This window comes from Enterobacter cloacae complex sp. 309I3, assembly GCF_050031595.1.
Classification (GTDB): Bacteria; Pseudomonadota; Gammaproteobacteria; order Enterobacterales; family Enterobacteriaceae; genus Enterobacter; species Enterobacter cloacae.
Genome location: NZ_JBLGWI010000001.1, coordinates 2450705 through 2477380, shown reverse-complemented (window position 1 = coordinate 2477380; position 26676 = coordinate 2450705). Strand labels below are relative to the sequence as shown.

Below are 26676 nucleotides of genomic sequence, written 5' to 3'. Positions count from 1 at the left end.
CGTTGGGGCTCTGTTGAAACGTGCTTTCGATCCTGAACTAAGCTTGTACTTCATTCCGCGTAAAATGTGGGTCATTCGAGGACAATGAATGGAATTCAGGACATTTCAAAAGCAGTGGGGTGCTGAGTTTATTTCCAGTGACGTTGTACGTTTTCGCGTCTGGGCTGAGGGACAACAACAACTTACGCTACGTCTGGCAGAACGCGATCTGCCCATGACGGCGGTCGGGAACGGCTGGTTCCAGATTGACGTACCTGGCGTGACGCATGGCACCGAGTATCAGTTCGTTTTACAGGACGGCATGGCGGTACCTGACCCCGCATCGCGGGCGCAGAAAGGGGACGTTAATGGCCCCTCCGTGGTGATTGACCCCGGCCGCTATCAGCCCATCAACCCAGACTGGGCAGGGCGACCGTGGGAAGAGACGGTGATTTACGAACTGCATATTGGCACCTTTACGCCGCAGGGCACCTTCCGGGCGGCTATCGACAAGCTGCCGTATCTGGCTGAACTCGGCATCACCCAGCTTGAAGTTATGCCGGTTTCACAGTTCGGCGGCAGCCGCGGCTGGGGCTATGACGGCGTATTGCTGTATGCCCCGCACTCCGCCTATGGCACGCCGGAGGATTTTCACGCGTTCATCGATGCGGCGCACGGCCTGGGCCTTTCTGTCGTGCTGGATATCGTACTCAACCATTTCGGCCCGGAAGGAAACTACTTACCCTTGCTGTCACCCGCGTTTTTTGATGCGCAGAGAATGACGCCGTGGGGTAACGGTATCGCCTATGAACGGGAGCCGGTCAGACACTACATTCTTGACGCGCCCCTGTTCTGGCTGACCGAATACCGTCTGGATGGCTTACGGTTTGATGCCATCGACCAGATTAAAGATACGGCGTCGAAACATATTCTTCAGCAGATCGCGGAAACGATCCGCGAAGCGCTCCCGGATCGTCATATCCATCTCACCACCGAGGACAGCCGTAACGTGATTTTCCTGCATCCTCGGGATGAGAAGGGAGCCACGCCGCTGTTTACCGCCGAGTGGAATGATGATTTCCACAACGCCGCCCACGTCTTTGCCACCGGCGAAACGCATGCCTACTATCAGGATTTTGCCTTCGAACCGGAAAAAAAATTCGCCAGAGCGCTCGCAGAAGGATTTGTCTATCAGGGTGAGGTCTCTTTGCAGACCGGACACTCACGCGGGGTGGAATGCCACACCCAGCCGCCGACCTTCTTTGTCGATTTTATTCAAAACCACGATCAAACCGGTAACCGCGCCCAGGGCGAACGGCTTATTACCCTTGCGGGCGCGGATAAAACCCGCGTTCTGCTCGCCGCGCTGCTGCTGTCACCCCATATCCCGCTGCTGTTTATGGGCGAAGAGTATGGCGAAACCAACCCGTTCCTGTTCTTTACGGATTTTCATGGCGATCTGGCGAAAGCCGTGCGGGAAGGGCGGGCAAAAGAGTTTACCGGCCACAGCGGACACGATGGCGATGTACCGGATCCGAATGACGAGCAGACTTTTGCCCGCTCAAAACTGGACTGGCACAACCTGACGACTGCGCAGGGTAAATCCTGGCTGCGCTTCACGCGAAGCCTGCTGGTTCTGCGGCATCGCTATCTTGTGCCGTTACTTCGCCCTGGCGGCACCGTTGAGGGCAAAATCGTTAAGACCGCTCCGGGTATGGTGGCGGTGAGCTGGTCTTTCCCGACGGGCACGTTGTCGCTGGCGCTGAATATCGGTAATAAGCCCGTTGACGTTCCTGCGCTGGCAGGCGAAACGCTCTTTAGCTGGCCGGAGGCCGCTGAGGTGTTAGTGCCGAACAGCATTGTCGTTCGTTTTGCAGATGGAGACGCATCATGATCCCTTGTGCCACATACCGAATACAGTTCCGCAATGGCATGACCTTTGACCGCGTGGTGGAGCTGGTGCCATACCTTAAAGACCTCGGGATCAGCCATCTCTATGCCTCACCGATATTTACCGCCACCACCGGTTCAACCCACGGTTATGACGTCACCGATCCTAACGAAATCGATCCCGCCATTGGCGGGCGCGCCGGTTTCGACCGCATGACGGCGGCACTCAGGCAGGCGGGAATGGGGCTCATTCTGGACATCGTCCCTAACCATATGTCGACCTCGCTGGAAAACCGCTGGTGGCGGGACGTTATCGCGTTTGGTCAGCAAAGCCGTTACGCGCACTATTTTGATATTGACTGGTCGCGCCCGCTGACGCTGCCGTTCCTTGGCGACACCTTTGAGGCCGAGCTGGAGAAGGGGGCAATTGCTCTGAAACGTGACAGTGTCACCGGTGAGGCCGCGCTGGTCTACTATGACACAGCCTATCCGCTTAACCCCGGAACATGGGCTGCGGAGAAAAGCATCGAGGCGATCCACGAGGCGCAGAGCTGGCGGCTGATGTCCTGGCGGGAAGCGCCGAAACAGCTCTCATGGCGGCGCTTTTTTGAAATTACCGGCCTGGTGGGCGTCAGAGTGGAAGACGAGGGGGTGTTTCAGGATACGCATCGCCTGATCCTCGAGCTCGTGCATACCGGCATTGTCGACGGGTTGCGCATTGACCATATCGACGGGCTGGCCGACCCGCTGGGTTACCTGCAGCGGTTACGGCAGGCAACCGGTCCCGACTGTTATATCACGGTGGAAAAAATTCTCGCCAAAGGGGAACAACTGCCTGTGGAATGGCCGGTCTCCGGCACCACCGGATATGAGTTTATCGCCTCGCTGGCCGAAGTGCTGGTCGACGATAATAACCTCGGGCGGCTTGAAAAAATCCACGACGAGACGCTGGGCGTGACGGTCGATCGCCATGCGGAACTTCGCAACGCTAAAGGGCTGATGACCGATCGCAATTTTGAGGGTGAATTCACCACGCTGCTTAACATTGCCACCGACCTTGCCCGATGCAACGGCATTGACGTACCGCAGGACGACATACGTTACACGTTGCGCGAACTGCTGATTGCGTTTCCGGTCTACCGCACCTACGGCACCACTGACGGGTTAACCGCCCCGGATGTCGCGCTGTTGAACCGCGTTGTTGCCAGCGTCGACGCACCGGAACCGGCGTTAAGCCTGTTGGTGAGGATCCTCACCGGCGACCTGGACGCCAGCAGCCGCGATGCGGCCTCGCTGTTCAGAACCCGCTTCCAGCAGCTTACCGGGCCGCTGATGGCGAAATCGGTGGAAGATACGCTCTTTTTCCGCCATAACCTCGAGCTCGCCCTGAACGAAGTGGGGGCCGATCCCACCCCACGCGCGTTCTCGTTATCCCGCTTTCACCAGGAGATGCGCATCCGTCTGGCCCGTCAGCCCGATGCGCTGCTGGGGACCTCCACGCACGACACCAAGCGCGGGGAAGACGCGCGGGCACGCCTCTACACCCTGACGGAAGCCCCGGAACAGTGGGGCGAAAATCTGGCGCGCTGGCGGCAGATGAACCAGACCCAGGTGCGTTTTCTCAATGACGGTACCGCGCCAAACGCGGCCGATACCTGGATGATCTACCAGGCGCTGGCGGGCGTCTGGCCTGCAACGTTGTTGCCTGACGATGGTGAAGGGCTGAAGTCTCTCGAAGCGCGTTTCCTCGGGTTTATTGAGAAAGCCCTGCGCGAGGCCAAACAGCGTACCGACTGGATCGACAGCAATGAGGGCTATGAGAGCGTGGTGCTGAATTACGTCCGGCACTTGCTGTCCCCTGAGAACACGCTGTTCCTGCATGATTTCTCGTCCTCCCTGCAACCCTTTATCCGCGCCGGGCTGATGAACAGCCTGAGCCAGACGGTGATCAAACTGACGGCGCCGGGCGTACCGGATATCTATCAGGGAAGCGAGGCGCTTAATTTTAGCCTGGTCGACCCGGATAACCGGCTGGAGCCGGATTTCGCCACGCTGAGGCAAAACCTGAGCAGCGCCGACGCAAAGCTCTTTGCCGACGAACAGCAGTGGCGAAACGGCAGGGTGAAGCAGTATGTCACCGCCACGCTGTTACGCGTCCGGCAGCACTATTTATCGCTCTTCCAGTACGGCGACTGGCTGCCGCTGAAGGTCAGCGGCGAGCGCGAGGAAAACCTGATTGTCTACGCGCGCGTGAAGGACGGGGAGGCGCTGATTGTTGCCGTACCGCGTCTGGTTTTTGCTACCCCCACAAACGAAACGCTGTGGGCCAACACTTCGGTCGTCATCCCCGAAGAGCTTTCCGGGAAACGCTACCGGGATCTGTTTACCGGTGAACGTCGGGCGCTGCGGGAGACGCTGGATTTAACGTCTGAAACAGGAAGTTTGTTAGTTCTGCTTACCTGCGAATAATCGTGGAGAACGAAAATGGCAAAGGAAAATACGTTTGACATACGGGCCGGTCATGGCCAGCAGCTGGGTGCAAATTATGACGGGAAAGGGGTTAACTTCGCGCTTTTTTCAGCTCACGCCGAGCGGGTGGAGCTCTGTCTGTTTGACCCCTCCGGTAAAACGGAAATCGCCCGTCTGGAGCTGCCGGAATATACCCACGAGATCTGGCACGGCTATGTGCCCGACCTCCAGCCCGGCGCGCTGTATGGCTATCGCGTCTACGGGCCGTATGACCCGGAAAACGGGCATCGCTTTAACCCGCATAAGCTGCTCATCGATCCCTATGCTCGTGAACTGGTGGGCGATATCGACTGGAATGATGCTCATTTTGGCTACGAACTGGGTCATGATGCGCTGGATCTGAGCTTTGACACGCGGGACAGCGCGCCGTTCACCCCAAAATGCAGGGTCATCGATCCGAATGCGTTTGACTGGCAGGACCATCAGCGGCCAGCGATCCCCTGGCCGCATACCGTGGTCTATGAGAGCCATGTGAAAGGCTTTACCCAGCTCAACCCGGCGATACCGCCCGAGCTGCGCGGCACCTTTGAAGGCATGGGGCATAAAGCCTCGGTCGATTACATCAAAAGTCTGGGTATCACCGCCGTCGAGCTGCTGCCGGTTCACTGGTTTCCGGACGATCAGCACCTGCTAGACCGCGGCCTGAAGAATTTCTGGGGCTATAACACGCTGGGCTTTTTTGCGCCCGCGTCACGTTATTACGGCCCGGCGGGGATCCAGGGTTTTCGCGATATGGTCCGCGCCTACCATGACGCGGGTATCGAGGTGATTCTGGATGTGGTCTATAACCACACGGCAGAGGGCAACGAGCTTGGCCCGACGCTCTCGTTCAAGGGTATCGATAACTACAGCTATTACCGCACCTTGCCGGATCAGCATCGCTATTACATCAATGACACCGGCACGGGGAATACGGTGAACACCTCACACCCGCGTGTGCTGCAGATGATCATGGATTCGCTGCGCTACTGGGCGGAATCGATGCATATCGACGGTTTTCGCTTCGATCTGGGCACGATACTGGGGCGCGAGCCAGAAGGGTTCGATCCGCGCGGCGGCTTCTTTGATGCCATGACCCAGGATCCGGTTTTATCAAAACTCAAGCTCATCGGTGAGCCCTGGGATATCGGCCCCGGCGGCTATCAGGTGGGCGGCTTCCCGCCCGGCTGGGGCGAGTGGAACGACAAATATCGCGATACCGTTCGCGAATACTGGCGGGGCGATAACGTTCCCACTGATTTTGCCGCCCGCCTGCTGGGCTCGGGCGATCTCTATGATTTACGCGGGCGTCGCCCGTGGGCCAGCGTCAACTTTATTACCGCGCATGACGGCTTCACGCTGAACGATCTGGTGTCGTACAACGAGAAACACAACGCCGATAATGGTGAAGAGAACAACGACGGGCATAACGATAACCGCGCGTATAACTATGGCGAGGAAGGCCCGACCGAGAACCCCGACATTATTGCCACCCGTGAACGGCAGAAACGGAACTTCCTCACCACGCTGTTGTTCTCCCACGGTACACCGATGCTGCTGGCCGGGGATGAGTTTGGCCGGACGCAAAAAGGGAACAACAACGGCTATTGCCAGGACAGCGAGATCTCCTGGATCAACTGGAAAGGGTTGTCAGAAAACGACGTCGCGCTGCGCGAGTTTACCCGGCACCTGATTGCGCTTCGGGCGAAACAGCCGCTGCTGCGCCGGGAGAGCTGGCGAGACGGTCTTGAGATCCGCTGGTTTAACGCCGGAGGAGGACCGCAGCAGTCTGAGCAATGGGAGGAAGGCTCGACAATCGGCGTCTCCATCAGCCGGCCCGATCTTATCCAGGAGGAGGGGATCTGGCACGACGTGCTGATGCTGTTCAACCCGTTCGAAGGTGCCGTGTCGTTCCAGATCCCGCAGTTTGGTGAAGGAGGCTGGGTGCTGGAGCTCTCCACGGCTGGGGAGGTTGCCACGGGCGAGGTCATCACCCGGACCGTGGATTACGAACTGGCGGGGCGCAGTATTACTCTCTTCAGACGCCCGTGATGTCAAAGTGATGCCGCCGCCCGTGCGGCGGTGTCATAGAGGGATGAAATGGTGCGCAGCAGCTGGGCGGTGTCACCGATAGCGGCACCCGAAATCCCGCTTTCGGCATGTATGTTGATCAGACACGCTTCGCGCACATCCCGGTATTTCATGCACAGTGCTTTTCCCGCCTCGGTGGTGGAGAAGAAAAGCTCTTTTCCTGCCTTTTCACTGGTGACGTAGCCCGCCTTGACCAGCTTTTTCAACGCATAGGTCACCACGTGGGTGTCTTCCACGTTGAGTACAAAACAGATATCGGCCAGCTTCTTCTTGCGATTGCGGTGATTCACATGATGTAAAAGCGAGACGTCAAAGGCCCCCATATCCGGCTCACCGGCCGCGGCCATGCAGCGCACCATCCATTTATTGAACGCGTTACTGGTCATGATCAGCGCGTACTCCAGCTCCGATAGCTCCGCGCAGCGCTCGGAAACCAGATGGCGGGAGGAGACGATCCGGCCGTCGTTAATGTCGTCGTGATTCATTGATGCAGCACTTTTCTTCAGGGTCATAACGTTCCTTACGGGAGTGTGGCTGTTGCCCGGAAATGTAAACTCATCGATAAAATAAGAACATTTTATTGATAAATTGTTTACATGTTTTTGCGGTTCAGATATAGCTTTTTAACGCAGGTTTTCGAAGCCTGACGGAAAACACAACATCGCTCGCCGCAAATTAAAAAAATAGCCGTCGGCGCGCAACGCTCACTTTGGATAGGGTAACGTTTATGGACGGTTCTACACTGTTGCCGCTTATCGGGATCCCGGTGGTGGTTATTGGTTTTGCCCTGCGCTTCAACCCGCTACTGGTGGTCGTGGTAGCGGGGCTGACGACGGGTCTGCTGGTTGGGATGGATTTCGGCATGCTGCTGGAAACCTTCGGCGAGAAGTTCGTCAACAGTCGCTCTCTGGCCACATTCATTCTGATCCTGCCGGTTATTGGTCTGCTGGAATATTACGGTCTAAAAGAGCGCGCACAGGCGTGGGTGGCGAAGATCGCCAGCGCCACTTCGGCGCGTATTCTGATGATCTATTTTGTCGCCCGCGAGGGGACGGCCGCGCTGGGGCTGATGTCGCTGGGCGGTCATGCCCAGACGGTGCGTCCGCTGCTGGCACCGATGGCCGAAGGGGCGGCGCTGAACGAATACGGCGAACTGCCCCAGCATATTCGCGACAAAATCAAAGCCCATGCCGCCGCGTGCGACAATATCGCGGTGTTCTTTGGCGAGGATATCTTTATCGCCTTCGGGGCGGTGCTGTTGATCGACGCCTTCCTGAAGGAGAACGGTATTCAGGGGATTGAACCGCTGCATATCGGCCTTTGGGCGATCCCGACGGCGATTGCGGCATTGATTATTCATATGACGCGTCTGCTGCGCCTGGATGCCAGCATCCGTCGTGACGTGATGGCCTGGAAAGCCGGGCAGGGAACGCAGGAGATCGCGCCATGATGACGCTGCTCACCATTAACCGCGTGTACTACCTGATTGGCTTTGTCGTGATGCTGCTGGTGGTCATGACCCTGCGCGATCGCGCCAACCCCAAACGTTTTACCACGGCACTGTTCTGGTTTCTGTTCGGTGGGATCTTCCTGTTCGGTGACCTGATGGTGCAGGAGCTGGGCCGCTCGCTGGCGTACCGGATCATTGGCGGCGCCGTGATTGTAATTGCCCTTCTGGCAGGCTTTGGGCTGGTCGGTAAAGGGCAGTACAAGATGGCCAGCGAGCCCGAGCGTATTGCCTCCTCAAACCGGCTGAAAAACTGGCTGTTTTTACCGGCCCTGATGATCCCGGTTGTGACGGTTATCGGCACGCTGTTCCTGAAAGGGGTGTCGATTGGCGGGGTTTACCTGCTCGATCAAAAACAGCTCACGCTGGCGGCGCTGTGCGTGGCCTGTGTGGCGGCCATCCTTACCGGCTGGTGGCTGACAAAAGGTACGCCGCTGCATGCCGTCCGTCAGTCTCGCCGCCTGGTGGATACCATTGGCTGGGCGGTGATCCTGCCGCAGATGCTGGCCATGCTGGGCGGGGTTTTTGTGGTGGCCAATACCGGCAACTCCGTGCAGAAGGTGGTCAGCCTGTTTGTGAACCCGGACAGCCGCTTTATGCTGGTGGTGATTTACTGCGTCGGCATGGCGCTGTTCACCATGATCATGGGTAACGCCTTTGCGGCCTTCCCGGTGCTGAGCGCCGGTATCGCCTTACCGTTTCTGATCCACGTGCATCACGGTAATCCGGCACCGCTGCTGGCGATTGGTATGTACGCAGGCTATTGCGGCACGCTGATGACGCCGATGGCGGCGAACTTCAACATCGTTCCCGCCGCGTTACTGGAGCTGAAAGACAAATATCAGGTCATTAAGATCCAGATCCCGACCGCGTTAACCCTGCTGGTGGTCAACGTGTTCTTAATGTATTTCCTCGTGTTTCGCTAAGCGTGGCAACCTAAGGAGCTGTGATGGAATTAACGCAACACCAGGCTGATGCTTTTGCCAGAATGCCTTTGACCTATCTGCGCCAGGAATACCCGAACCACATTATGCATCTGCTCAATGATGACGGGGACGTCCTGCCGCCGCGCGAACTGCATCCCATTTTTTATGGCTGTTTTGACTGGCACTCGGCGGTACACGGCTACTGGCTGCTGCTGCGCTGCCTGCGCCTCTACCCGGAACTGTCGTGCCGGGATGACATTATCACGCTGCTTGCCGACCATCTCACGCCAGAAAACGTGGCACAGGAGCTGGCCTATTTCAACGCGCCGTTCCGCGCCTCGTTCGAGCGTCCGTATGGCTATGGCTGGCTGCTGGCACTGGCCCAGGAGCTGAAACAGTCATCGCTGCCGCAGGCGGCAGGCTGGTATCAGACGCTTGCGCCGTTAACGCAGGACATTCGCAACCGTCTGGTGGATTACCTCAGTAAGCTGACGTACCCGATTCGGGTTGGCACGCATTACAACACCGCGTTTGCCCTCGCGCTGGGGATCGATTACGCCCGGGCGGTGGAAGATAACGCGCTGGAGAGTGCCATTCTGGGGGCGGCGACGCGGTTTTATCACGCGGATACCCAGTATCCGGCTCACTATGAACCGGGTGGTGATGAGTATGTATCCGGCGCGCTGACAGAGGCTCTGCTGATGAGCAAGGTCGCGGAGAATTTCCCGGCCTGGTTCGACGCGTTTCTGCCGAATATCGGGGCTGTTTCTGCGCTGATGAACCCGGCAGAAGTGAGCGACCGTACCGACCCCAAAATTGCGCATCTGGACGGATTAAACCTCAGCCGCGCCTGGTGCATGAAACATATTGCCAGTGCGCTGCCGGAGGATCATCCGGCGCAGCAGGCGCTGCGTGATGCGGTGGCGAAACACCTGACGGCGAGCGTCGAGCATGTTGTCGGCAGCCACTACAGCGGTGGGCACTGGCTGGCGAGTTTTGCGCTGCTGGCGCTGGAGTAAATATGGGGGCAGCGTCGCAGGACGCTGCCCTGGCATTTATGCCGTAGCCTGTCGCGCGCGACGCAGTCGGCTAACGCTAAATAATACTGACGTAGTTGACGCGATCACCGCGATCCACAGCGCAATATGAACGGCACCGTCATCCAGCATTTGATGATCTGACCCTGTGGTCGCAGCCAGCAAAACTCCCACCACGGCGGCACCGAGACACTGGCCGAACGTTCTGACGATGGACAACACCCCGGATGCATAGCTGGCGTACTCCCGGGCAACGTTAGAGAGCATTTCACGGTTATTGGGGCTCTGGAAACAGCCAAAGCCGATGCCGCACACCAGGCTCCTGAGGCAGATATCCCAGGCAGAAGGGCGGGCAGGCAGCGTCGCCAGCAAAATCAACCCAACGACAAAAATCATCAGTCCAAGCGTGGAGATCAACGGGGCGGAGATCGTGTCTGCCCAACGGCCCGCGTGCGGCGCAATGAGTACGATACCTATCGGCCAGGGGGTGAACAGTAAAGCGGAGATCGCCGGGCTATAGCCGTACACGCTCTGAAACAGAAACGGCAGCGCGATAAAGGTAATGCCCTGACTCACAAACGAGGCCAGCGAGGTTAGCGCGGCGAGGGTAAACCGTCCGTTGCTGAATATCACCGGTGGCAGGATGGGGCTCCGGGCACGGCGGATATGCCAGACAAAAGCGATGAGGCTGACCGTAGCGACAAATGCCCAGCAAACGGTGCTGATGGCGTGCGCTCTATTCTCTACGCTGTTTGCCGCCATGATCATTGACCCCAGCAGGATCACGGACAGCAGGGCACCGGGCACGTCGAACGGGGACGTATCAGAGGCCGTCGCCCGCGGCAGCGCTTTCCAGGCCAGCATCAGGGCAACGGTACCGGGCATAATGTTGATCGCGAACAGCCATTGCCAGCTCAGTACGTCGAGTATTGTTCCGCCCAGCACCGGCGCAATGGCGGTGCTGGCGGCGATAAGGAGGGCGTGTAACCCCAGAATGCGGCCAAGCAGCCGTCCCGGGAATACCGAGCGCAGGATCGCCGGGGCAATACTCAGCGTGGCCGCGCCGCCGATACCCTGCAAAATACGCATCCCGATCAGCATTTCCGGCGTTGTTGCCAGCGCGCAGCCGAGCGAGGTCAGGGTAAACGTAGCCAGTCCTGCCAGAAACACCGGGCGGTAACCCACCCGCGCGGCGAGTGCGGCGAAGATGGCTAACGTCATTGCCGCAGACAGCAGGTAACCGTTGGCGAACCAGACTGCGACATTCGCGGGCACCTGCATCGCGCTGGCCATTGATGGCAGGGCAATGTTGATCATGGTGCCATCGAAGACGCCCATCAACGTGGTGGTCATCACTGCAGCCATCACCCGGGCGCGTTCATGTCCCGGTAACCCTTCGTCGCCGGGTTGGTTTGAAAAGAGCGTCATCGTGTTATCTCCAGGCAAGAATGTTGATGACGACACTATAGTAATGGGTTATACAGGGCGGAAGACGCAGCATTTGCACTTATACGTTGCATCAAACGCCCTGTATGAGGAGGTTTTGTGACCGATCCTGATTTCAACTTGCTTGTCGCACTCGACATCCTGCTGGCTGAAGCCAGCGTGGCGGGGGCGGCGCGGCGTCTTAACCTGAGCACCTCAGCCATGAGCCGCACGCTGAGCAGGCTTCGTGAGGTCACCGGCGATCCGATTCTGGTGCGGGCCGGGCGTCAGATGGTGCTGACTCCGTGGGCCGAAGCCACCCGGGATCGCGCCCGACATGCGCTGCATGAGGCAAGGGCGGTGCTACAGCCTTCAACGGACACCTTCCGGGCAGAAAATCTTGAACGGGTGTTTACCGTCAGAGCCAATGATGGCTTTGTGGTGGCGTTTGGCCCGTTGCTGATTGCGGCCGTTGCGGAAGCAGCGCCGGATGTCTGCATCCGCTTTGCCCCAAAACCGGAGAAAACGTCGCGTTATCTGCGGGAGGGGCTGGTTGACCTGGAAATTGGTGTGCAGAGCAACATGGGGCCCGAAATTCGTCTGCAGCGGCTCTTTGAGGACCGCTTTGTAGGCGCGGTGCGCAAAGGGCATCCGCTGGCGGCGCTGCCAGCAGTCAGCCTTGAGGATTATGTCGCCTGGGGTCATGTGGTGACCGCGCCAAATGGCTCATCACACGGTTTTGTTGATGATGCCCTGGCCGCGCGGGGGATGAAACGCAAAATCGCCAGCGTGGTGCCCGGTTTTCCGACGGCCTTATCCGTGGCGCTGGCGTCCGATCTGATTGCGATGGTCCCGGCATTGTATCTGCTCAATCAACCGATGAGCGAGAACGTGCACATCTTTGAACTGCCGTTCAACACCCGGACCATTACCGTATCGCAGATGTGGCACCCGCGGATGGAACAGGATCCGGGCCACCGGTGGCTCAGAGAGAAGGTGCTAGCGGTGTGCCATCAGTCGCGGCACCGATAATATAAAACGGGTCGACACAGCATCGGATTCCACACGCACGTTGCCGTGATGCGCGGTGATGATGGATTTCACAATCGCCAGGCCGATCCCGCTGCCTTCGCCTTTTCGCTGTCTGGACGGATCCACCCGGTAAAAGCGGTCGAACAGCCGGGGCAAATGTGCCTCAGGGATCGGCTTGCCGGGGTTGGCAACGATCAGCTCGCACGCATTTTCCTTTTCGCTTACCGACACGGTCACCGTTTCTCCGTCCGGCGTATAGCGCAGGGCATTGGAGAGCAGGTTATTGATGGCTCTCCGGAACATCTGCGGATCGCCGTCTATCAGGCAGGGCGTGCCGTTAAAACGCAGCGTGATATGGCGTTCTTCCGCCCAGGCCTCGAAGAAATCAAAGACTTTTATCACCTCCGCGCTCAAATCAAAGGTTACCCTGTCAGGGATCAGCTGATTATTATCCGCCTGGGCCAGGAACAGCATATCGCTGACCATGCGGGTCATCCGGTTGTACTCTTCAAGGCTGGAGTACAGCACATCCTCCAGCTCTTTCGGCGAGCGGTTCTGGCTTAACGCAATTTCCGTTTGCGTTACCAGATTGGTGATCGGGGTTCTGATCTCATGGGCGATATCGGCAGAGAAATTTGCCTGACGGGTAAAGACATCCTCAATTTTTTCAATCATGTGGTTAAACGAGATCACCAGCTGCTCCAGCTCAACCGGCACCCGCGACGGCTCAAGCCTCGCATCCAGATTCTCTGAGGTGATATTTTTTATCGCATTGCTGACGTTACGCAGGGGCAGGTGTCCCTGACGTACCGCGATGCGAATGAGCAGAATAATCAGCAGGCTGATCGCCACCGCGATGGCAATCAGGTTCTTTTTCAACGCCTCAAGGTAGTGAAGATGAAAATTAATAGAGAGGCCGATCAGCATGACATAGTGTTGTTCTTTTCCCTGCAATGTCGCCGTGCCGGACGAGGCGATAATCCGGTATGTTTCCATCTTCATGTCGGACCCGGCGTGCATCGCCTTGCCAGCATCCTCCACTGACCAAAGAAACACATCCTGCGCGCGGCGATGGGCGCTGAAATCCGCGGTATTCACCGCTGGCCGGATGGCCTCGCCCTGTGAGCTGAAGAGCACATTGCCACGGGGATCGAGCAGCAGGACGGCAACGTTGCGATAGCTGGCCAGCGACTCTTTGATTTTGCTGATTTTCTTTTCATCCGGATCCGCAGGTGACTGCAGTATGCGGTGCATGGCGCGGCTGATTTGTTGCAGATCGCTGATATCCTGCTCAGCAAAGTGCTTTTCAACGGAGTGGAGCATAAACCAGGTAAACGCGAAAAAAGCCAGAATGGTGGAGAGGCTGATAAAGAACGTCAGGCGCAGAGCCAGGGAGAAGGGGCGTCTGGCGGGCTTACTCTGCATCCGGAACCTCCAGCATATAGCCCACGCCGCGCACCGTCTGGATCAGCTTCGGTTCGTAATCGTTGTCGATTTTGGCGCGTAACCGCTTCACCGCGACGTCAATCGCGTTGGTGTCGCTGTCGAAATTCATATCCCAGACCTGCGCGGCAATCAGCGAGCGGGGCAGCACTTCACCCTGATGGCGAACAAAAAACTCCAGCAGGCTGAACTCCTTGCTGGTGAGCAGAATGCGGTTTCCGGCGCGGTTTACCTTCCTTGATACGAGGTCGATGCTCAGATCTGCCACCGTAAACTGGCTCTCGGCGATCACCGTATTGCCGCGTCGTAACAGCGTTCTGACCCGGGCGAGCAGCTCAGCAAAGGCAAAGGGCTTAACCAGGTAATCATCCGCCCCCAGTTCCAGGCCTTTCACCCGGTGTTCAATGGTGCCGAGAGCCGACAGCAACAGGACCGGCATTCCCTTTCCGGCAGAGCGGAGCATGCGGATGATATCCCAGCCGTTCACATCAGGAAGCATGATATCCAGAATGAGCAGGTCATAATCGGCGGTCATGGCGAGATGGTAGCCGGTCAGGCCGTTGTCAGCGCGATCCACCACAAACCCCGCTTCCGTAAGCCCTTTGCTGAGGTACTCACCGGTTTTAATTTCGTCTTCAACAATCAATATTTTCATCACGCTTCCCCGACTGGCTGCTCAGCACATTCTATTGCACCCGCGACCGTTAACAATGACTTACGCCATAAATGACAACATTGTCATTATCCTGTCACCCGTCAAACAGGACGCGTTCAGTAGAGTAGCCCTAAAAATACTCTGGAATTCATCTGAACCGCTATGTTCCTGCTAAAACGACTAAGCATCACTACGGTATTTATCCTGACAGGATGCGTCTCGCTGGCCCCTGAATACCAGCGCCCGACGTCACCGGTACCCCAGCAGTTTTCGCTGTCGCGTAACAGCCTGACGCCCGTGGAGGGCATGTATCAGGACACCGGCTGGCGCAACTTCTTCGTCGATCCGCAAATCGCGGGATTGATTACAGAGGCCCTGAAGAACAACCGCGATATAAAAATGGCCGCGCTGAAGGTTGAAGAGGCCCGGGCGCAGTTCAACGTGACGGATGCGGATCGTTATCCTCAGCTGAACGCCTCCTCGGGCGTCACTTACAGCGGGGGGCTAAAGAGTGACAAACCCACCTCACAGCAGTACGACGCGGGACTTGTGCTTAGCTACGAACTCGACTTTTTTGGCAAGCTAAAGAACATGAGCGATGCCGATCGACAAAACTTTTTCGCCAGCGAAGAAGCCCGTCGTGCCGTGCATATTTTGCTTGTCGCTAATGTGTCCCAGAGCTATTTCAACCAGCAGCTGGCCTACAAACAGCTGCGTATCGCGCGGGATACGCTGTCAAATTATCAGCAGTCTTACGCCTTCGTTGAGCAACAGCTGGTGACGGGAAGCACGAACGTGCTGGCGCTGGAGCAGGCCCGGGGGCAGATCGAAAGTACCCGGGCAGAAATTGCCAAAAGAGAGGGGGAGCTGGCACAGGCCAATAATGCCCTGCAACTGGTCCTCGGAACGTATCGCGCGCTACCGGGCGACGGCGGAATGAACGCCAGCGATATTGTGCCGGTACAACTACCACCCCATCTTTCATCGGCAATATTGTTGCAGCGCCCGGATATTATGGAGGCGGAGTATCAGCTTAAAGCGGCCGATGCGAATATTGGCGCGGCGCGCGCTGCCTTTTTCCCGTCCATCTCCCTGACCAGCGGGCTTTCAACGGGCAGCACGGAATTATCTGGCCTCTTCACGTCCGGCAGCGGCATGTGGAATTTTATTCCCAAAATAGACATTCCCATTTTTAATGCGGGCAGGAATAAAGCCAACCTGAAGCTGGCCGAAATTCGCCAGCAGCAGTCGGTTGTAAATTACGAACAAAAAATTCAGTCCGCCTTTAAACAGGTCGCCGACGCGATCGCGCTGCGGGACAGCCTCAGCCAGCAACTTGCTGCGCAACAGCGGTATCTTGATTCGCTAAACATCACCCTGCAGCGTGCCAGAGGGTTATATACCCGCGGTGCGGTCAGTTATATCGAAGTATTAGACGCGGAACGCGCGCTGTTTTCCACGCAGCAAAACATTCTCGACCTTATTTATGCCCGACAGGTTAATGAAATTAATCTCTTCACCGCACTGGGCGGCGGTTGGGTCGAATAACCGCAATTAACTCAACAGGAAAATAATATGCGTAATTCAATGAAGGCCGTTGTATTCGGTGCGATCTCCATGATGTTTTCTGCCGGCCTGCAGGCCGAGGTTCATCAGCATGCAGAGATGAGTGCTGCCAGCGAAGGGGCCACAGAGCAGGTTGTCTCCGGGACTGGCATCGTGAAGGGCGTTGATCTCACAAACAAAAAGGTAACGATCGCTCATGAAGCCATCCCGAAAATTGGCTGGCCCGCCATGACCATGCGTTTCACCTTTACTGACGCAGACGAAAGTATTAAGGCCGTAAAAGTCGGCAACCGCGTGAAATTTTCTTTTGTGCAGCAGGGCAATATCTCTTTACTCAAAAGCATTAAATAGCGAGAAACGACATGGCATCGTTAAAGGTTAAATATGCTGCAATGATAATCGGCAGCCTTTTTGCGGGAGGGCTGATTGCAGTGACGGCGTGGCAGTATATTTATGCTGCCGAAAAAACAGAAAATACCCCGCCGGAACGAAAGGTGCTTTTCTGGTATGACCCGATGAAGCCCGACGTTAAATTCGATAAACCCGGTAAATCGCCGTTTATGGATATGGATCTGGTCCCTAAATACGCGGATGAGAATGACGATAAAAACGGTGCCGGTATCCGTATTGATCCGACGCAGGTTCAGAACCTGGGATTAAAAACGCAAAAAGTGACCCGCGGCACGCTGAATTATGCCCAGACCATCCCGGCCAACGTCAGCTATAACGAATATCAGTTTGTGATTGTGCAGGCACGATCCGAAGGCTTTGTGGAGAAAGTGTATCCCCTGACGACAGGCGATCGTGTGAAGAAAGGCACGCCGCTCATCGATATCACCATTCCGGAGTGGGTGGAAGCGCAGAGTGAGTTCCTTCTGTTGTCCGGCACCGGCGGCACGCCCACGCAGCTGAAAGGGGTGCTTGAACGGCTTCGTCTGGCAGGCATGCCGGAAGCGGATATTCAAAGGTTACGATCGACCCGCACGGTCCAGACCCGGTTTACCATCAAAGCCCCCATTGACGGGGTGATCACCGGCTTTGACCTGCGTACCGGGATGAATATTTCGAAAGATAAGGTTGTGGCACAGATTCAGGGGATGGATCCGGTGTGGATCAGCGCGGCCATACCTGAATCCATCGCGTATCTGCTGAAAGACTCCTCGCAGTTTGACATTTCGGTCCCGGCGTACCCGGACACATCGTTACACGTTGAAAAATGGAACATTTTGCCAAGCGTCGATCCTGCCACCCGTACGCTGCAGGTTCGCTTGCAGGTTTCCAACAAAGACGAACGGCTCAAGCCGGGCATGAATGCATATCTGAAGCTGAACACCCAAAGCCAGGAGATGCTGTTGATCCCCTCCCAGGCCGTTATCGATACGGGTAAAGAACAGCGGGTCATCACCGTTGATGCGGAAGGACGGTTTGTGCCGAAGCAGATCCACGTTCTGCACGAATCCCAGCAGCAGTCCGCCGTAGGATCCGGCCTCAACGAAGGGGAGTCGGTGGTGGTTAGCGGTCTGTTCATGATTGATTCCGAAGCCAATATTACCGGTGCGCTGGAGCGTATGCGTCAGCCTGAAAAGAGTCATTCAGGCCATTGAGGAGACGACGATGATTGCATGGATTATCCGGCGCGCTGTCGCCAACCGTTTCCTGGTGATGATGGGGGCGCTGTTTCTTAGCGTCTGGGGAACATGGACCATCATCAATACGCCGGTGGATGCCTTACCCGATCTGTCTGATGTTCAGGTGATTATTAAAACGAGCTACCCCGGCCAGGCACCGCAAATTGTCGAAAACCAGGTGACGTATCCGCTCACCACGACCATGCTGTCGGTGCCGGGTGCGAAGACCGTGCGTGGGTTTTCACAGTTTGGTGATTCCTATGTGTACGTCATTTTTGAAGACGGGACCGATCTCTACTGGGCCCGCTCGCGCGTTCTGGAATATCTCAATCAGGTTCAGGGGAAGCTGCCTGCTGGTGTCAGTTCGGAAATTGGGCCAGACGCTACGGGCGTGGGCTGGATCTTTGAATATGCGCTGGTGGATCGCAGCGGAAAACACGACCTGTCCGAACTGCGTTCCCTGCAGGACTGGTTCCTGAAATTTGAGCTGAAAACCATCCCGAACGTGGCGGAGGTGGCCTCGGTCGGCGGGGTGGTAAAGCAGTATCAGATCCAGGTCAATCCGCTGAAACTGGCGCAATACGGCATCAGTCTGGCTGATGTGAAGCAGGCTCTGGGATCCTCTAATCAGGAAGCTGGGGGCTCATCGGTCGAAATGGCGGAAGCAGAGTATATGGTTCGGGCCAGCGGCTATCTTCAGACCATTGATGATTTCAATAACATCGTCCTGAAAACCGGCGAGAACGGAGTACCGGTTTATCTGCGTGATGTTGCTCGCGTACAAACCGGACCTGAAATGCGGCGCGGGATCGCCGAGCTTAACGGCCAGGGAGAGGTCGCGGGCGGCGTGGTGATCCTGCGTTCGGGTAAAAACGCGCGTGAAGTGATTACCGCGGTAAAAGATAAACTGGAGACGCTGAAGGCCAGCCTGCCGGAAGGTGTTGAGATTGTTACCACGTACGATCGCAGCCAGCTGATTGACCGGGCCATTGATAACCTGAGTTATAAACTGCTGGAAGAGTTTATTGTGGTGGCCATCGTCTGCGCGCTGTTTCTCTGGCATGTGCGGTCTGCGCTGGTGGCGATTATCTCTCTGCCGCTAGGCCTGTGTATTGCCTTTATCGTCATGCATTTCCAGGGGCTGAACGCCAATATTATGTCCCTGGGCGGGATCGCCATTGCCGTGGGAGCGATGGTGGATGCCGCCATCGTGATGATTGAAAACGCGCATAAACGGCTTGAGGAGTGGGATCATCAGCACCCTGGCGAGCAGATTGATAACGCGACCCGCTGGAAGGTGATCACTAACGCCTCCGTTGAAGTTGGCCCCGCGCTGTTTATTAGCCTGCTGATCATCACCTTATCGTTCATCCCTATTTTTACCCTCGAAGGTCAGGAAGGGCGACTGTTTGGTCCGCTGGCCTTTACCAAAACGTACGCCATGGCAGGCGCAGCCGCGCTGGCCATTATCGTCATTCCCATTCTGATGGGCTTCTGGATCCGGGGGAAAATTCCTGCCGAAAGCAGTAACCCGCTGAACCGGCTGCTGATTAAAGCCTATCATCCGCTGCTGCTGCGGGTGCTTCACTGGCCAAAAACAATCCTGCTGGTGGCGGCTTTGTCAATCTTCACGGTTATCTGGCCGCTGAGTCAGATGGGCGGCGAGTTTCTGCCGAAGATCAACGAAGGCGATCTGCTGTATATGCCATCAACACTGCCGGGCGTTTCTCCGGCTGAAGCGGCTGCGCTGTTGCAGACCACGGACAAGCTCATCAAAACCGTTCCTGAAGTGGCGTCTGTGTTTGGCAAGACCGGTAAGGCAGAGACAGCAACGGACCCCGCACCGCTTGAAATGGTGGAAACCACCATTCAACTGAAACCCGAGGATCAGTGGCGACCCGGGATGACGATTGACAAGATTATTGACGAACTCGATAAAACAGTCCGTCTGCCGGGTCTGGCTAACCTCTGGGTGCCGCCGATCCGTAACCGCATCGACATGCTTTCTACCGGGATTAAAAGCCCAATCGGTATCAAGGTGTCAGGCACCGTTCTGTCGGATATCGACGCCACGGCGCAGAGCATTGAAGCGGTCGCCAAAACCGTACCCGGCGTGGTGTCTGCTCTTGCAGAGCGGCTGGAAGGCGGGCGTTACATTGATGTGGATATTAATCGTGAAAAAGCATCCCGCTACGGTATGACGGTGGGGGATGTGCAGCTGTTCGTCTCCTCCGTAATTGGTGGCGAGACAGTAGGGGAAACGGTTGAGGGCGTGGCCCGGTACCCGATTAATATCCGTTATCCTCAGGACTACCGGAACAGCCCGCAGGCATTGAAAGAGATGCCGATCCTGACCCCGATGAAGCAGCAAATCACGCTGGGGGATGTGGCGGACATACGTGTCGTTTCCGGCCCGACGATGCTGAAAACGGAAAATGCCCGACCAACCAGCTGGATCTATATTGATGCCCGCGGCAGGGATATGGTGTCGGTGGTCAATGACCTTAAGACGGCCATCAGCCAGAACGTGAAGCTGAGACCGGGAACCAGCGTGTCGTTCTCCGGTCAGTTTGAGCTGCTGGAACATGCCAATAAGAAACTGAAGCTGATGGTGCCGATGACGGTGATGATTATTTTCATTCTGCTGTATCTGGCATTCCGCCGCGTTGATGAAGCCTTGCTGATCCTGATGAGTCTGCCGTTCGCCCTTGTCGGGGGGATCTGGTTCCTGTACTGGCAGGGCTTCCATATGTCTGTCGCCACCGGCACCGGGTTTATTGCCCTGGCCGGGGTGGCCGCCGAGTTTGGCGTGGTGATGCTGATGTATCTGCGCCATGCTATCGAAGCGAATCCGGCCTTATCCCGACGGGAGACATTCACCGCACAAGCGTTGGATGAAGCCCTGTACCATGGTGCGGTTCTGCGTGTCCGACCTAAGGCGATGACGGTGGCGGTTATCATTGCGGGTTTGCTGCCCATACTCTGGGGAACCGGCACGGGGTCAGAAGTGATGAGTCGGATCGCCGCGCCGATGATTGGCGGGATGATCACAGCGCCGCTGCTGTCGCTGTTTATCATTCCGGCGGCGTATAAGCTTATCTGGTTGCGCAGGTATAAAAAGCAATAAACAGACCCCGCCAGAGATGGCGGGGTTTTACGTTTTACGAGTCTGGTGCAAAAGTTTACGCCAGGCACGATTGTGCAGGGTAAAGAGCAGCATCTTATAGAAAGAAATAGAGTGGATGCAGTAACCGCTGAGCAGCAGCATAAAGATGCTTATCAGCGCCGCGATGAGACTGACGCCCGGAACACTCGCACCGCTTAGCGCAGTCAGCAGATAGACTGTCGTTAACACAAGGCTCATAACCGCCAGCGTAAGATGCACCTGCACGGCACGCATGAGGCCTTTGCCAATCAGAAACATCGTCATGCCATTAATGCCTGAGAACAGCAGGGCGATCAAAACCACCCATATAAATACGCTTTCTTCAGGTAGCCCGAGGGCGGCGCTGACTTTGTAACCTAACCACAGCTGCGGTATCCCAAAACTGACGATCACCCCAAGGGTACTGAGAACAGCTGGAATGCCCATGGTATAGCATCCCGTGGGTGTCCCGATCAGTTCGGCCAGTTCCGCTTTTAACTGTTGCAGTTGTGCAGTATTGGCCTTGCTGATTCTTACCGCCAGGTCGTTACAGTGGTTTAGTCGACGATATAGTGCTTTAATCATTTGAATATAATGACATAAACGTCATCAGCCCGTCATGCGAAAGAGGTTCAGCCATATGAGCTGCGAGCACTGCCGTGAACTCTGTGTTAAGTACGTTATCCGGACGCCCGATCAGTTACGAAAAGCAATTCGTATTGCCAGAAATGCAATCAACGAAGGGATGTTGTCAGAAGTTCTGACAAAGGACGACTGGAATCAGTACAGCTTCAGTGAGTGCGCTGAAAAGATGATATGGGGCGACATCGTCGATTACCACTTTGCATGCAACTTTTGCGGTACCCAGTTCGTCCTGGGGGCAGAAACGTACCATGGAAGTGGAGGGTACTGGTCGCCAGAGTTTGAAAAGCCTTCCGACATCATTGACTGATTATGATGTGAGAACAGAGGCTGAGGCACAGGACATGATTTAAGGATTTATCGTATTTAACATAATATACATTATGCGCACCAAGGTTGATTCAGGGCGAATCCAGCATTCCGTGGCCGTCATTGTGTGTTCCCTTGGCTACTGATAGCTGTTGTAAAATCATTTACGAGTTTGTACATAACGCTACCCACTGAGCTACCTGGTTGATAGTCTTGATTACACGGAGTAATCAGCGCTGATGGAGAAAACATGTCGATAACCGAAGCAAAGCTGCTGGCATCTGGATTTACATCCTCGGACCTTCAGAAGTTGCGTAAGTACATAACAAAAGATGCCCTTTCTCTGGATATGATGATATCTGACTTGTCCAGACGTTTTAACGCAGCATTGTTATTGACCATATTGCTTGCTGCTGTTTACCTCATAGTTCTTATCATCGCGTCCAGAGAAAATGTAGTATCCACGGGCGTTGCGATGTTGATCGCTTTGTTCATCATTTGGTTTTTTCAGCCGCCGTTTCTTTCCTATAAGGCATGGAAAATTAAAAAGAAATACCGTTAACACGGCCGCTGTCTTTAGAATCTCTTATCTCAGTTTGCTGACGTAGCCATCATCACTCATCTTTCATAAATATGGCATATGCTTAGCGGATCCTTCTCTCAGCAGAATTCAAAACAGGTTCAGATACTCATGAACAGCAATCTGCCTCCGGTCGACGACGAACCGGGCGTCCCACCTCCGCATGTCAGTTTCCGTGAAGCCTTTTTATTCTGGCTGAAGCTGGGATTCATCAGCTTTGGCGGGCCGGCCGGGCAGATTTCGATAATGCATCAGGAGCTGGTTGAAAACCGACGCTGGATATCCGAACAGCGCTTTTTGCATGCACTGAATTACTGTATGGTGCTTCCGGGCCCGGAGGCGCAACAACTGGCGACCTATATTGGCTGGCTGATGCACCGCACCTGGGGTGGCGTGGTTGCCGGGACACTGTTTGTGCTCCCTTCCCTTTTTATCCTTATTGTCCTGTCGTGGATTTACGTGGCGTATGGCCATTTGTCTGTCGTGGCCGGTCTCTTTTACGGCATAAAACCGGCAATTACGGCGATTGTTGTGCAGGCTGCGCACCGTATCGGTTCGCGGGCGCTGCGTAACCGCACGCAGTGGGCAATCGCTGCCGCCGCGTTTGTCGCCATTTTCGCCCTCAATGTCCCTTTTCCCGTTATTGTCCTGTCAGCCGCAATGATGGGTTATATGGGTGGGCACCTTTTCCCCGACCATTTTGGTCAGGGTAACGCCCATGACGCCAGCCGAAAATCCTACGGTGCTGCCATTATTGATGACCATACGCCAGCGGCTCCGCATACGGTTTTCAAATGGTCACGCTTGACCCTGATTATCATTGCCGGTGTTTTTTTATGGGCAACGCCAATGGCGATGCTCTATCTGAGCCTTGGCTGGATGCACCCGTTTACCCAGATGGGCTGGTTCTTTACCAAGGCGGCGCTGCTGACCTTTGGGGGTGCCTATGCGGTACTGCCTTATATCTACCAGGGCGCGGTTGGCCATTATCAGTGGCTCACGCCAACGCAGATGATTGATGGTCTGGCACTGGGCGAAACCACGCCGGGGCCGCTTATCATGATTGTGGCATTTGTGGGATTTGTTGGTGGCTATGTGAATATGGCGTATGGACCGGATCAGCTTTTCCTGGCAGGCGCTGTAGCGGCCGTGCTGGCGACCTGGTTTACGTTTCTGCCATCATTTCTGTTTATTCTGGCCGGTGGGCCTTTTATTGAAACGACGCACAACAATATTAATTTTACCGCGCCACTCACGGCAATTACCGCAGCGGTGGTTGGCGTGATCCTGAATCTGGCACTCTTTTTTGGCTACCACGTGCTCTGGCCACAGGGATTTGACGGCAAAATGGACTGGATAGCAGCGGTCATTGCTTTTGCTGCCGCCATCGCACTATTCCGGTTCAAATATAGCGTCACACATGTAATTGCCGCATGTGCAGTAATCGGGTTGATTTTACATCTTTTCCTCAGAACATAGAGCAAGGCCCCGAATAACCGGGGCCTGACAGCCATTCTACCCTTCACGTTTAGAGAAAGTTGAAGCACGTCTGATATACTTCAGTTTTTTTTAAAAGCCGTACTAAGTAAATGGAAATTGAACTGGATAAAAGTTTTAAAGAACGCGTTTTGCATGCGGTTCTTTTCGAAGTGACGGCCAATGTCATCATTGCGCTGTCACTTGCGTGGCTGATGAACGTGTCGGTGCTTCAGTCGGGTTCGTTGTCCGTGATATCTGCACTTGCCGCCACGGCATGGAATTTTGTGTTTAATAAATTCTTTGACGCCTTGCAGAAAAAATATGCGTTTCAAAGAACATTTCTCGTGCGTGCAATCCATGCTGTCTGCTTTGAAACAGGACTTATCATTACATTAATTCCTGTCGCGATGGTAATGCTGAATTTAACAGTCACTGAGGCATTTTTTGTCGAGATCGGTCTGGTACTGTTTTTTCTGCCATACACGATGCTCTTTAACTGGCTTTATGACTACCTGCGTTGGACATTTGTTGGGCGGAAACGGTCCGCCATTTAGCGGCTCTGTATTTTAACAGGAGGAAGGAAAAATGCGTTGTAACTTAATTAAAGCAGTATGTCTTACTTTAGCGGTTTCTGCAGCCGGAACTGCCCTGGCAGCTCAGAAAGCGTCTCAGGGCGGTATTACTCTTTTTGCTGAAAAGCAATCCCAGGGAAGTCAATGGGATAGCACAACTGGCGAAGCGCAGTACATGGTTAGCTACAAGGTGACACTGAATAACGCGTCTGATAAAAGTATTGAGCCGGGCAAAGACAATAAAATGTGTTTCTTCCTGTTTGATAAAAACGGCAAATCATTTATGAGTACCGGTATCGAACTGGAGATGCTGAAAAAATACAAGCCGATGGATAACCGTACGGGAATGGTGTATTTCAGCAGTTCGAACCCTGATGTTTTGAATATGCCATTTGTCCGTTTCGGCATTGGACAGGATTGCACAAAAGGATGATGGCCGCCTGACGGCCATAATATCGAGGCGGTCTGTCATGCACCGGACTGATTCATGATGGCTTTTGTGCGGGTTTCTCTGCCGGTGCTGCGAACCAGTTTTCTTCCGCGACGACGACCGCACCTTCCGGCTGCATCACGAAGTTTGGCGACATAATCTGCACGTTGAACTCGTTGAAAACGTCCTGAATGTTACTGTGGAGTTCATTGCGGGCCTCAGCAAGCGACTGTCCGGGCTGCAATTTTACCTGCAGCTCATAGGCAATGTACCAGTCCATCAGCCCCAGCTGACGCACCAGGGGCTGCTGCGAAGGGTCAACACATTTCGACCGTCTCGCCGCCATCTCCAGCATGGCATGAACCTGTCGCCACGGCGTGTCATAGCCAATCGTCACGCCAATCGTCAGGTTCACGCCACCGTCAGGATTCTGTACGCTCAGATTGGTGATTTTTCCGCTCACCACCACCGCATTAGGTACGGTCACAACATAGTTCTCGCGGGTGATGATCTTGGTCGCCAGCATGCCTATCTCCGTGACCAGCCCTTCGTTATCCGCCACCCGTATAACGTCTCCTTTCCTCAACGCTCGTGAATAGATCAGTACCAGTCCGCTCATCGCATGGTTCATCACGCCTGCCGAACCCAGGGTAAGCATCAAGCCAAAGAAGACGCTAATGCCTTTAAACGCCAGCGAATTCGCTCCCGGTAAAAACGGATAGGCAGCAGAGAGGGCAAATAACCACACCACGACAGAAATCAGTTTACGCGTAGCTCCCACGGTTTCAGGATGAATGCCTGGCAGCTGCAGGCGCCCTGCTTCCACCTGATTTAACAACACCTTCAGGAGCTTCAGAATAAAGGCGGTAATCACAAAGATGATCAGGACAATCATAATTCCCGGCATGGCCGAGACAATCGACAGCGCAATATCCCGCAGCACGCGCATGGTCCAGTCGCCTAACGATGCGCCCCAGACGCGTGTCCAGGGGAACAAGCTGAACGCCCAACTCAGCCAGAGATACAATCCGAGAATGCCCAGTAAAATCATCAGCAAAGCATACAAACGAGCCTCAATTGCGCCGACAAACTTACGCCAGCTCTGCGGGATAACGCTGCGGTTTTCAAGAATGCGGCGACGGCAGACATTGCGAACCCAGCGCCACGACCGCCACGCCCCGTACCAGAAAAGAGACAGAACCAGCAGCCCGACGACCGTTTTCCCGGCGGAGAGCGCCAGCCAGCCGGTGTCATATTGATCGCGAAGCGCCGTACGTTGCGCCTCCATCCGCGCCAGCACGCGCTGAGCGGCCTGGTCGAGAGTCAAATCGTCCCCCTCATCCAGGTCCGCCTGCGTAAGCAATAAAACAGGCTTATTGTTCATGACAATCAGCCTTCCCTGCTGGTTGTAACGGGTGACGGGAACAATTTTCAGCGGCTCACGTACGTCCTGCTGCGTAAAATTGCGCAGGGTATGGCGAATACGTAACACGCGTTCTTCAGGCGTCGTGAGACCAAATTTGGCCTGCAACATCACAATCGGTTGATGAAAAATATAAACGGTTCGGGCCCGCTCCTGCTCAGTAGGCTCCTGGCGTGGCTCGGCGGCGATGCCAGTAAATGAGATGACCGACAGCACGCAGGATAATAATGCGAGCAGGACCTTATTCATTTCCACCCCCTGAAACGCAACTTATTGTTATTTTTCAATTGCCCCAGAGAATGGCGAGTCTCTGCATGTTGAGCATAGACCAGCGTCGCGCTTATGCAACAACACCACTATGCATGATACTGCTTGCATATGCACGATATTGCCTATTAAGATACGTTTC

Annotated in this window: 21 protein-coding genes; 15 read left to right on the top strand and 6 right to left on the bottom strand. The window is 55.4% G+C overall.

What is annotated here, in order from left to right; translation table 11 throughout:
* The first annotated feature begins 88 nt into the window (after positions 1-88).
* Genes treZ through glgX form a run of 3 tightly spaced genes read left to right on the top strand, consistent with a single transcriptional unit; the run spans position 89 to position 6429 of the window.
* Positions 89-1873 (top strand): malto-oligosyltrehalose trehalohydrolase, encoded by a 1785-nt coding sequence (treZ, locus tag ACQG22_RS11720; protein ID WP_369706477.1) that lies wholly within the window; start codon positions 89-91, stop codon positions 1871-1873.
* Complete coding sequence (treY, locus tag ACQG22_RS11715; RefSeq protein WP_369706478.1) at positions 1870-4338, top strand: malto-oligosyltrehalose synthase; 2469 nt, start codon at positions 1870-1872, stop codon at positions 4336-4338. The genes treZ and treY overlap by 4 nt, the downstream gene beginning before the upstream one ends.
* A gap of 15 nt (positions 4339-4353) precedes the next feature.
* On the top strand, positions 4354-6429 hold the full coding sequence (glgX, locus tag ACQG22_RS11710) for a glycogen debranching protein GlgX (RefSeq protein WP_029883305.1): 2076 nt from the start codon (positions 4354-4356) through the stop codon (positions 6427-6429).
* Positions 6430-6431: 2 nt separating this feature from the next.
* On the opposite strand, the gene ACQG22_RS11705 is transcribed toward glgX, so the two are convergent.
* A complete protein-coding gene (locus ACQG22_RS11705; RefSeq protein ID WP_040022581.1) occupies positions 6432-6980 on the bottom strand; it encodes a winged helix DNA-binding protein in 549 nt (182 codons plus the stop codon).
* Positions 6981-7195: 215 nt separating this feature from the next.
* On the opposite strand from ACQG22_RS11705, the gene ACQG22_RS11700 reads away from it, so the two are divergent.
* The 3 genes from ACQG22_RS11700 to ACQG22_RS11690 are packed head-to-tail and all read left to right on the top strand — an operon-like array spanning position 7196 to position 9920.
* Positions 7196-7918 (top strand): DUF969 domain-containing protein, encoded by a 723-nt coding sequence (locus tag ACQG22_RS11700; protein WP_013096573.1) that lies wholly within the window; start codon positions 7196-7198, stop codon positions 7916-7918.
* On the top strand, positions 7915-8901 hold the full coding sequence (locus ACQG22_RS11695) for a DUF979 domain-containing protein (RefSeq protein WP_013096574.1): 987 nt from the start codon (positions 7915-7917) through the stop codon (positions 8899-8901). Before ACQG22_RS11700 ends, ACQG22_RS11695 begins: the two co-directional genes overlap by 4 nt.
* A 23-nt stretch (positions 8902-8924) precedes the next feature.
* Positions 8925-9920 (top strand): DUF2891 domain-containing protein, encoded by a 996-nt coding sequence (locus ACQG22_RS11690; protein ID WP_369706479.1) that lies wholly within the window; start codon positions 8925-8927, stop codon positions 9918-9920.
* 36 nt (positions 9921-9956) lie between these two features.
* Here the strand turns inward: ACQG22_RS11690 and ACQG22_RS11685 are convergent, their stop codons facing one another.
* Entirely contained in the window at positions 9957-11366 is a 1410-nt protein-coding gene (locus ACQG22_RS11685) for an MFS transporter (protein WP_369706480.1), read from the bottom strand.
* 117 nt (positions 11367-11483) lie between these two features.
* On the opposite strand from ACQG22_RS11685, the gene ACQG22_RS11680 reads away from it, so the two are divergent.
* Positions 11484-12395 (top strand): LysR family transcriptional regulator, encoded by a 912-nt coding sequence (locus tag ACQG22_RS11680; protein ID WP_038419461.1) that lies wholly within the window; start codon positions 11484-11486, stop codon positions 12393-12395.
* Here ACQG22_RS11680 and ACQG22_RS11675 read toward each other — a convergent pair.
* Together ACQG22_RS11675 and ACQG22_RS11670 are read right to left on the bottom strand one after the other, a co-directional pair.
* On the bottom strand, positions 12363-13820 hold the full coding sequence (locus ACQG22_RS11675; protein ID WP_038980734.1) for a Cu(+)/Ag(+) sensor histidine kinase: 1458 nt from the start codon (positions 13818-13820) through the stop codon (positions 12363-12365). The genes ACQG22_RS11680 and ACQG22_RS11675 overlap by 33 nt on opposite strands.
* Positions 13810-14493, bottom strand: coding sequence for a copper/silver response regulator transcription factor (locus ACQG22_RS11670; RefSeq protein ID WP_029883300.1), 684 nt, complete (start codon positions 14491-14493; stop codon positions 13810-13812). Before ACQG22_RS11670 ends, ACQG22_RS11675 begins: the two co-directional genes overlap by 11 nt.
* 162 nt (positions 14494-14655) lie before the next feature.
* Here ACQG22_RS11670 and ACQG22_RS11665 point away from each other — a divergent pair, with 162 nt between their 5' ends.
* From ACQG22_RS11665 to silA, 4 genes are read left to right on the top strand one after another with little or no spacing between them, the layout of a single operon-like run.
* Positions 14656-16041 (top strand): efflux transporter outer membrane subunit, encoded by a 1386-nt coding sequence (locus ACQG22_RS11665; protein ID WP_369706481.1) that lies wholly within the window; start codon positions 14656-14658, stop codon positions 16039-16041.
* 27 nt (positions 16042-16068) lie between these two features.
* Entirely contained in the window at positions 16069-16410 is a 342-nt protein-coding gene (gene cusF / locus ACQG22_RS11660) for a cation efflux system protein CusF (RefSeq protein WP_369706482.1), read from the top strand.
* An 11-nt stretch (positions 16411-16421) separates the two neighbouring features.
* Entirely contained in the window at positions 16422-17663 is a 1242-nt protein-coding gene (locus ACQG22_RS11655; RefSeq protein WP_369706483.1) for an efflux RND transporter periplasmic adaptor subunit, read from the top strand.
* A gap of 10 nt (positions 17664-17673) precedes the next feature.
* Positions 17674-20814, top strand: a complete 3141-nt coding sequence (gene silA, locus ACQG22_RS11650) for a Cu(+)/Ag(+) efflux RND transporter permease subunit SilA (RefSeq protein WP_369706484.1) — start codon at positions 17674-17676, stop codon at positions 20812-20814.
* A 27-nt stretch (positions 20815-20841) separates the two neighbouring features.
* Here the strand turns inward: silA and ACQG22_RS11645 are convergent, their stop codons facing one another.
* A complete protein-coding gene (locus ACQG22_RS11645) occupies positions 20842-21417 on the bottom strand; it encodes a hypothetical protein (RefSeq protein WP_058684687.1) in 576 nt (191 codons plus the stop codon).
* 616 nt (positions 21418-22033) lie between these two features.
* Between ACQG22_RS11645 and ACQG22_RS11640 the strand changes: the two genes are divergently transcribed.
* From ACQG22_RS11640 to ACQG22_RS11625, 4 genes are all read left to right on the top strand, one after another.
* Positions 22034-22345 (top strand): hypothetical protein, encoded by a 312-nt coding sequence (locus ACQG22_RS11640; protein ID WP_369706485.1) that lies wholly within the window; start codon positions 22034-22036, stop codon positions 22343-22345.
* 129 nt (positions 22346-22474) lie between these two features.
* On the top strand, positions 22475-23842 hold the full coding sequence (chrA, locus tag ACQG22_RS11635; RefSeq protein WP_369706486.1) for a chromate efflux transporter: 1368 nt from the start codon (positions 22475-22477) through the stop codon (positions 23840-23842).
* A 110-nt stretch (positions 23843-23952) separates the two neighbouring features.
* On the top strand, positions 23953-24396 hold the full coding sequence (locus tag ACQG22_RS11630; RefSeq protein ID WP_013096588.1) for a PACE efflux transporter: 444 nt from the start codon (positions 23953-23955) through the stop codon (positions 24394-24396).
* Positions 24397-24427: 31 nt separating this feature from the next.
* Positions 24428-24847 (top strand): DUF4354 family protein, encoded by a 420-nt coding sequence (locus ACQG22_RS11625; protein ID WP_029883290.1) that lies wholly within the window; start codon positions 24428-24430, stop codon positions 24845-24847.
* Between the two features lie 52 nt (positions 24848-24899).
* On the opposite strand, the gene ACQG22_RS11620 is transcribed toward ACQG22_RS11625, so the two are convergent.
* Positions 24900-26516: a mechanosensitive ion channel family protein gene (locus tag ACQG22_RS11620; protein ID WP_062856649.1), complete on the bottom strand. Its 1617-nt coding sequence runs from the start codon at positions 26514-26516 to the stop codon at positions 24900-24902.
* Between the last annotated feature and the right edge of the window lie 160 nt (positions 26517-26676).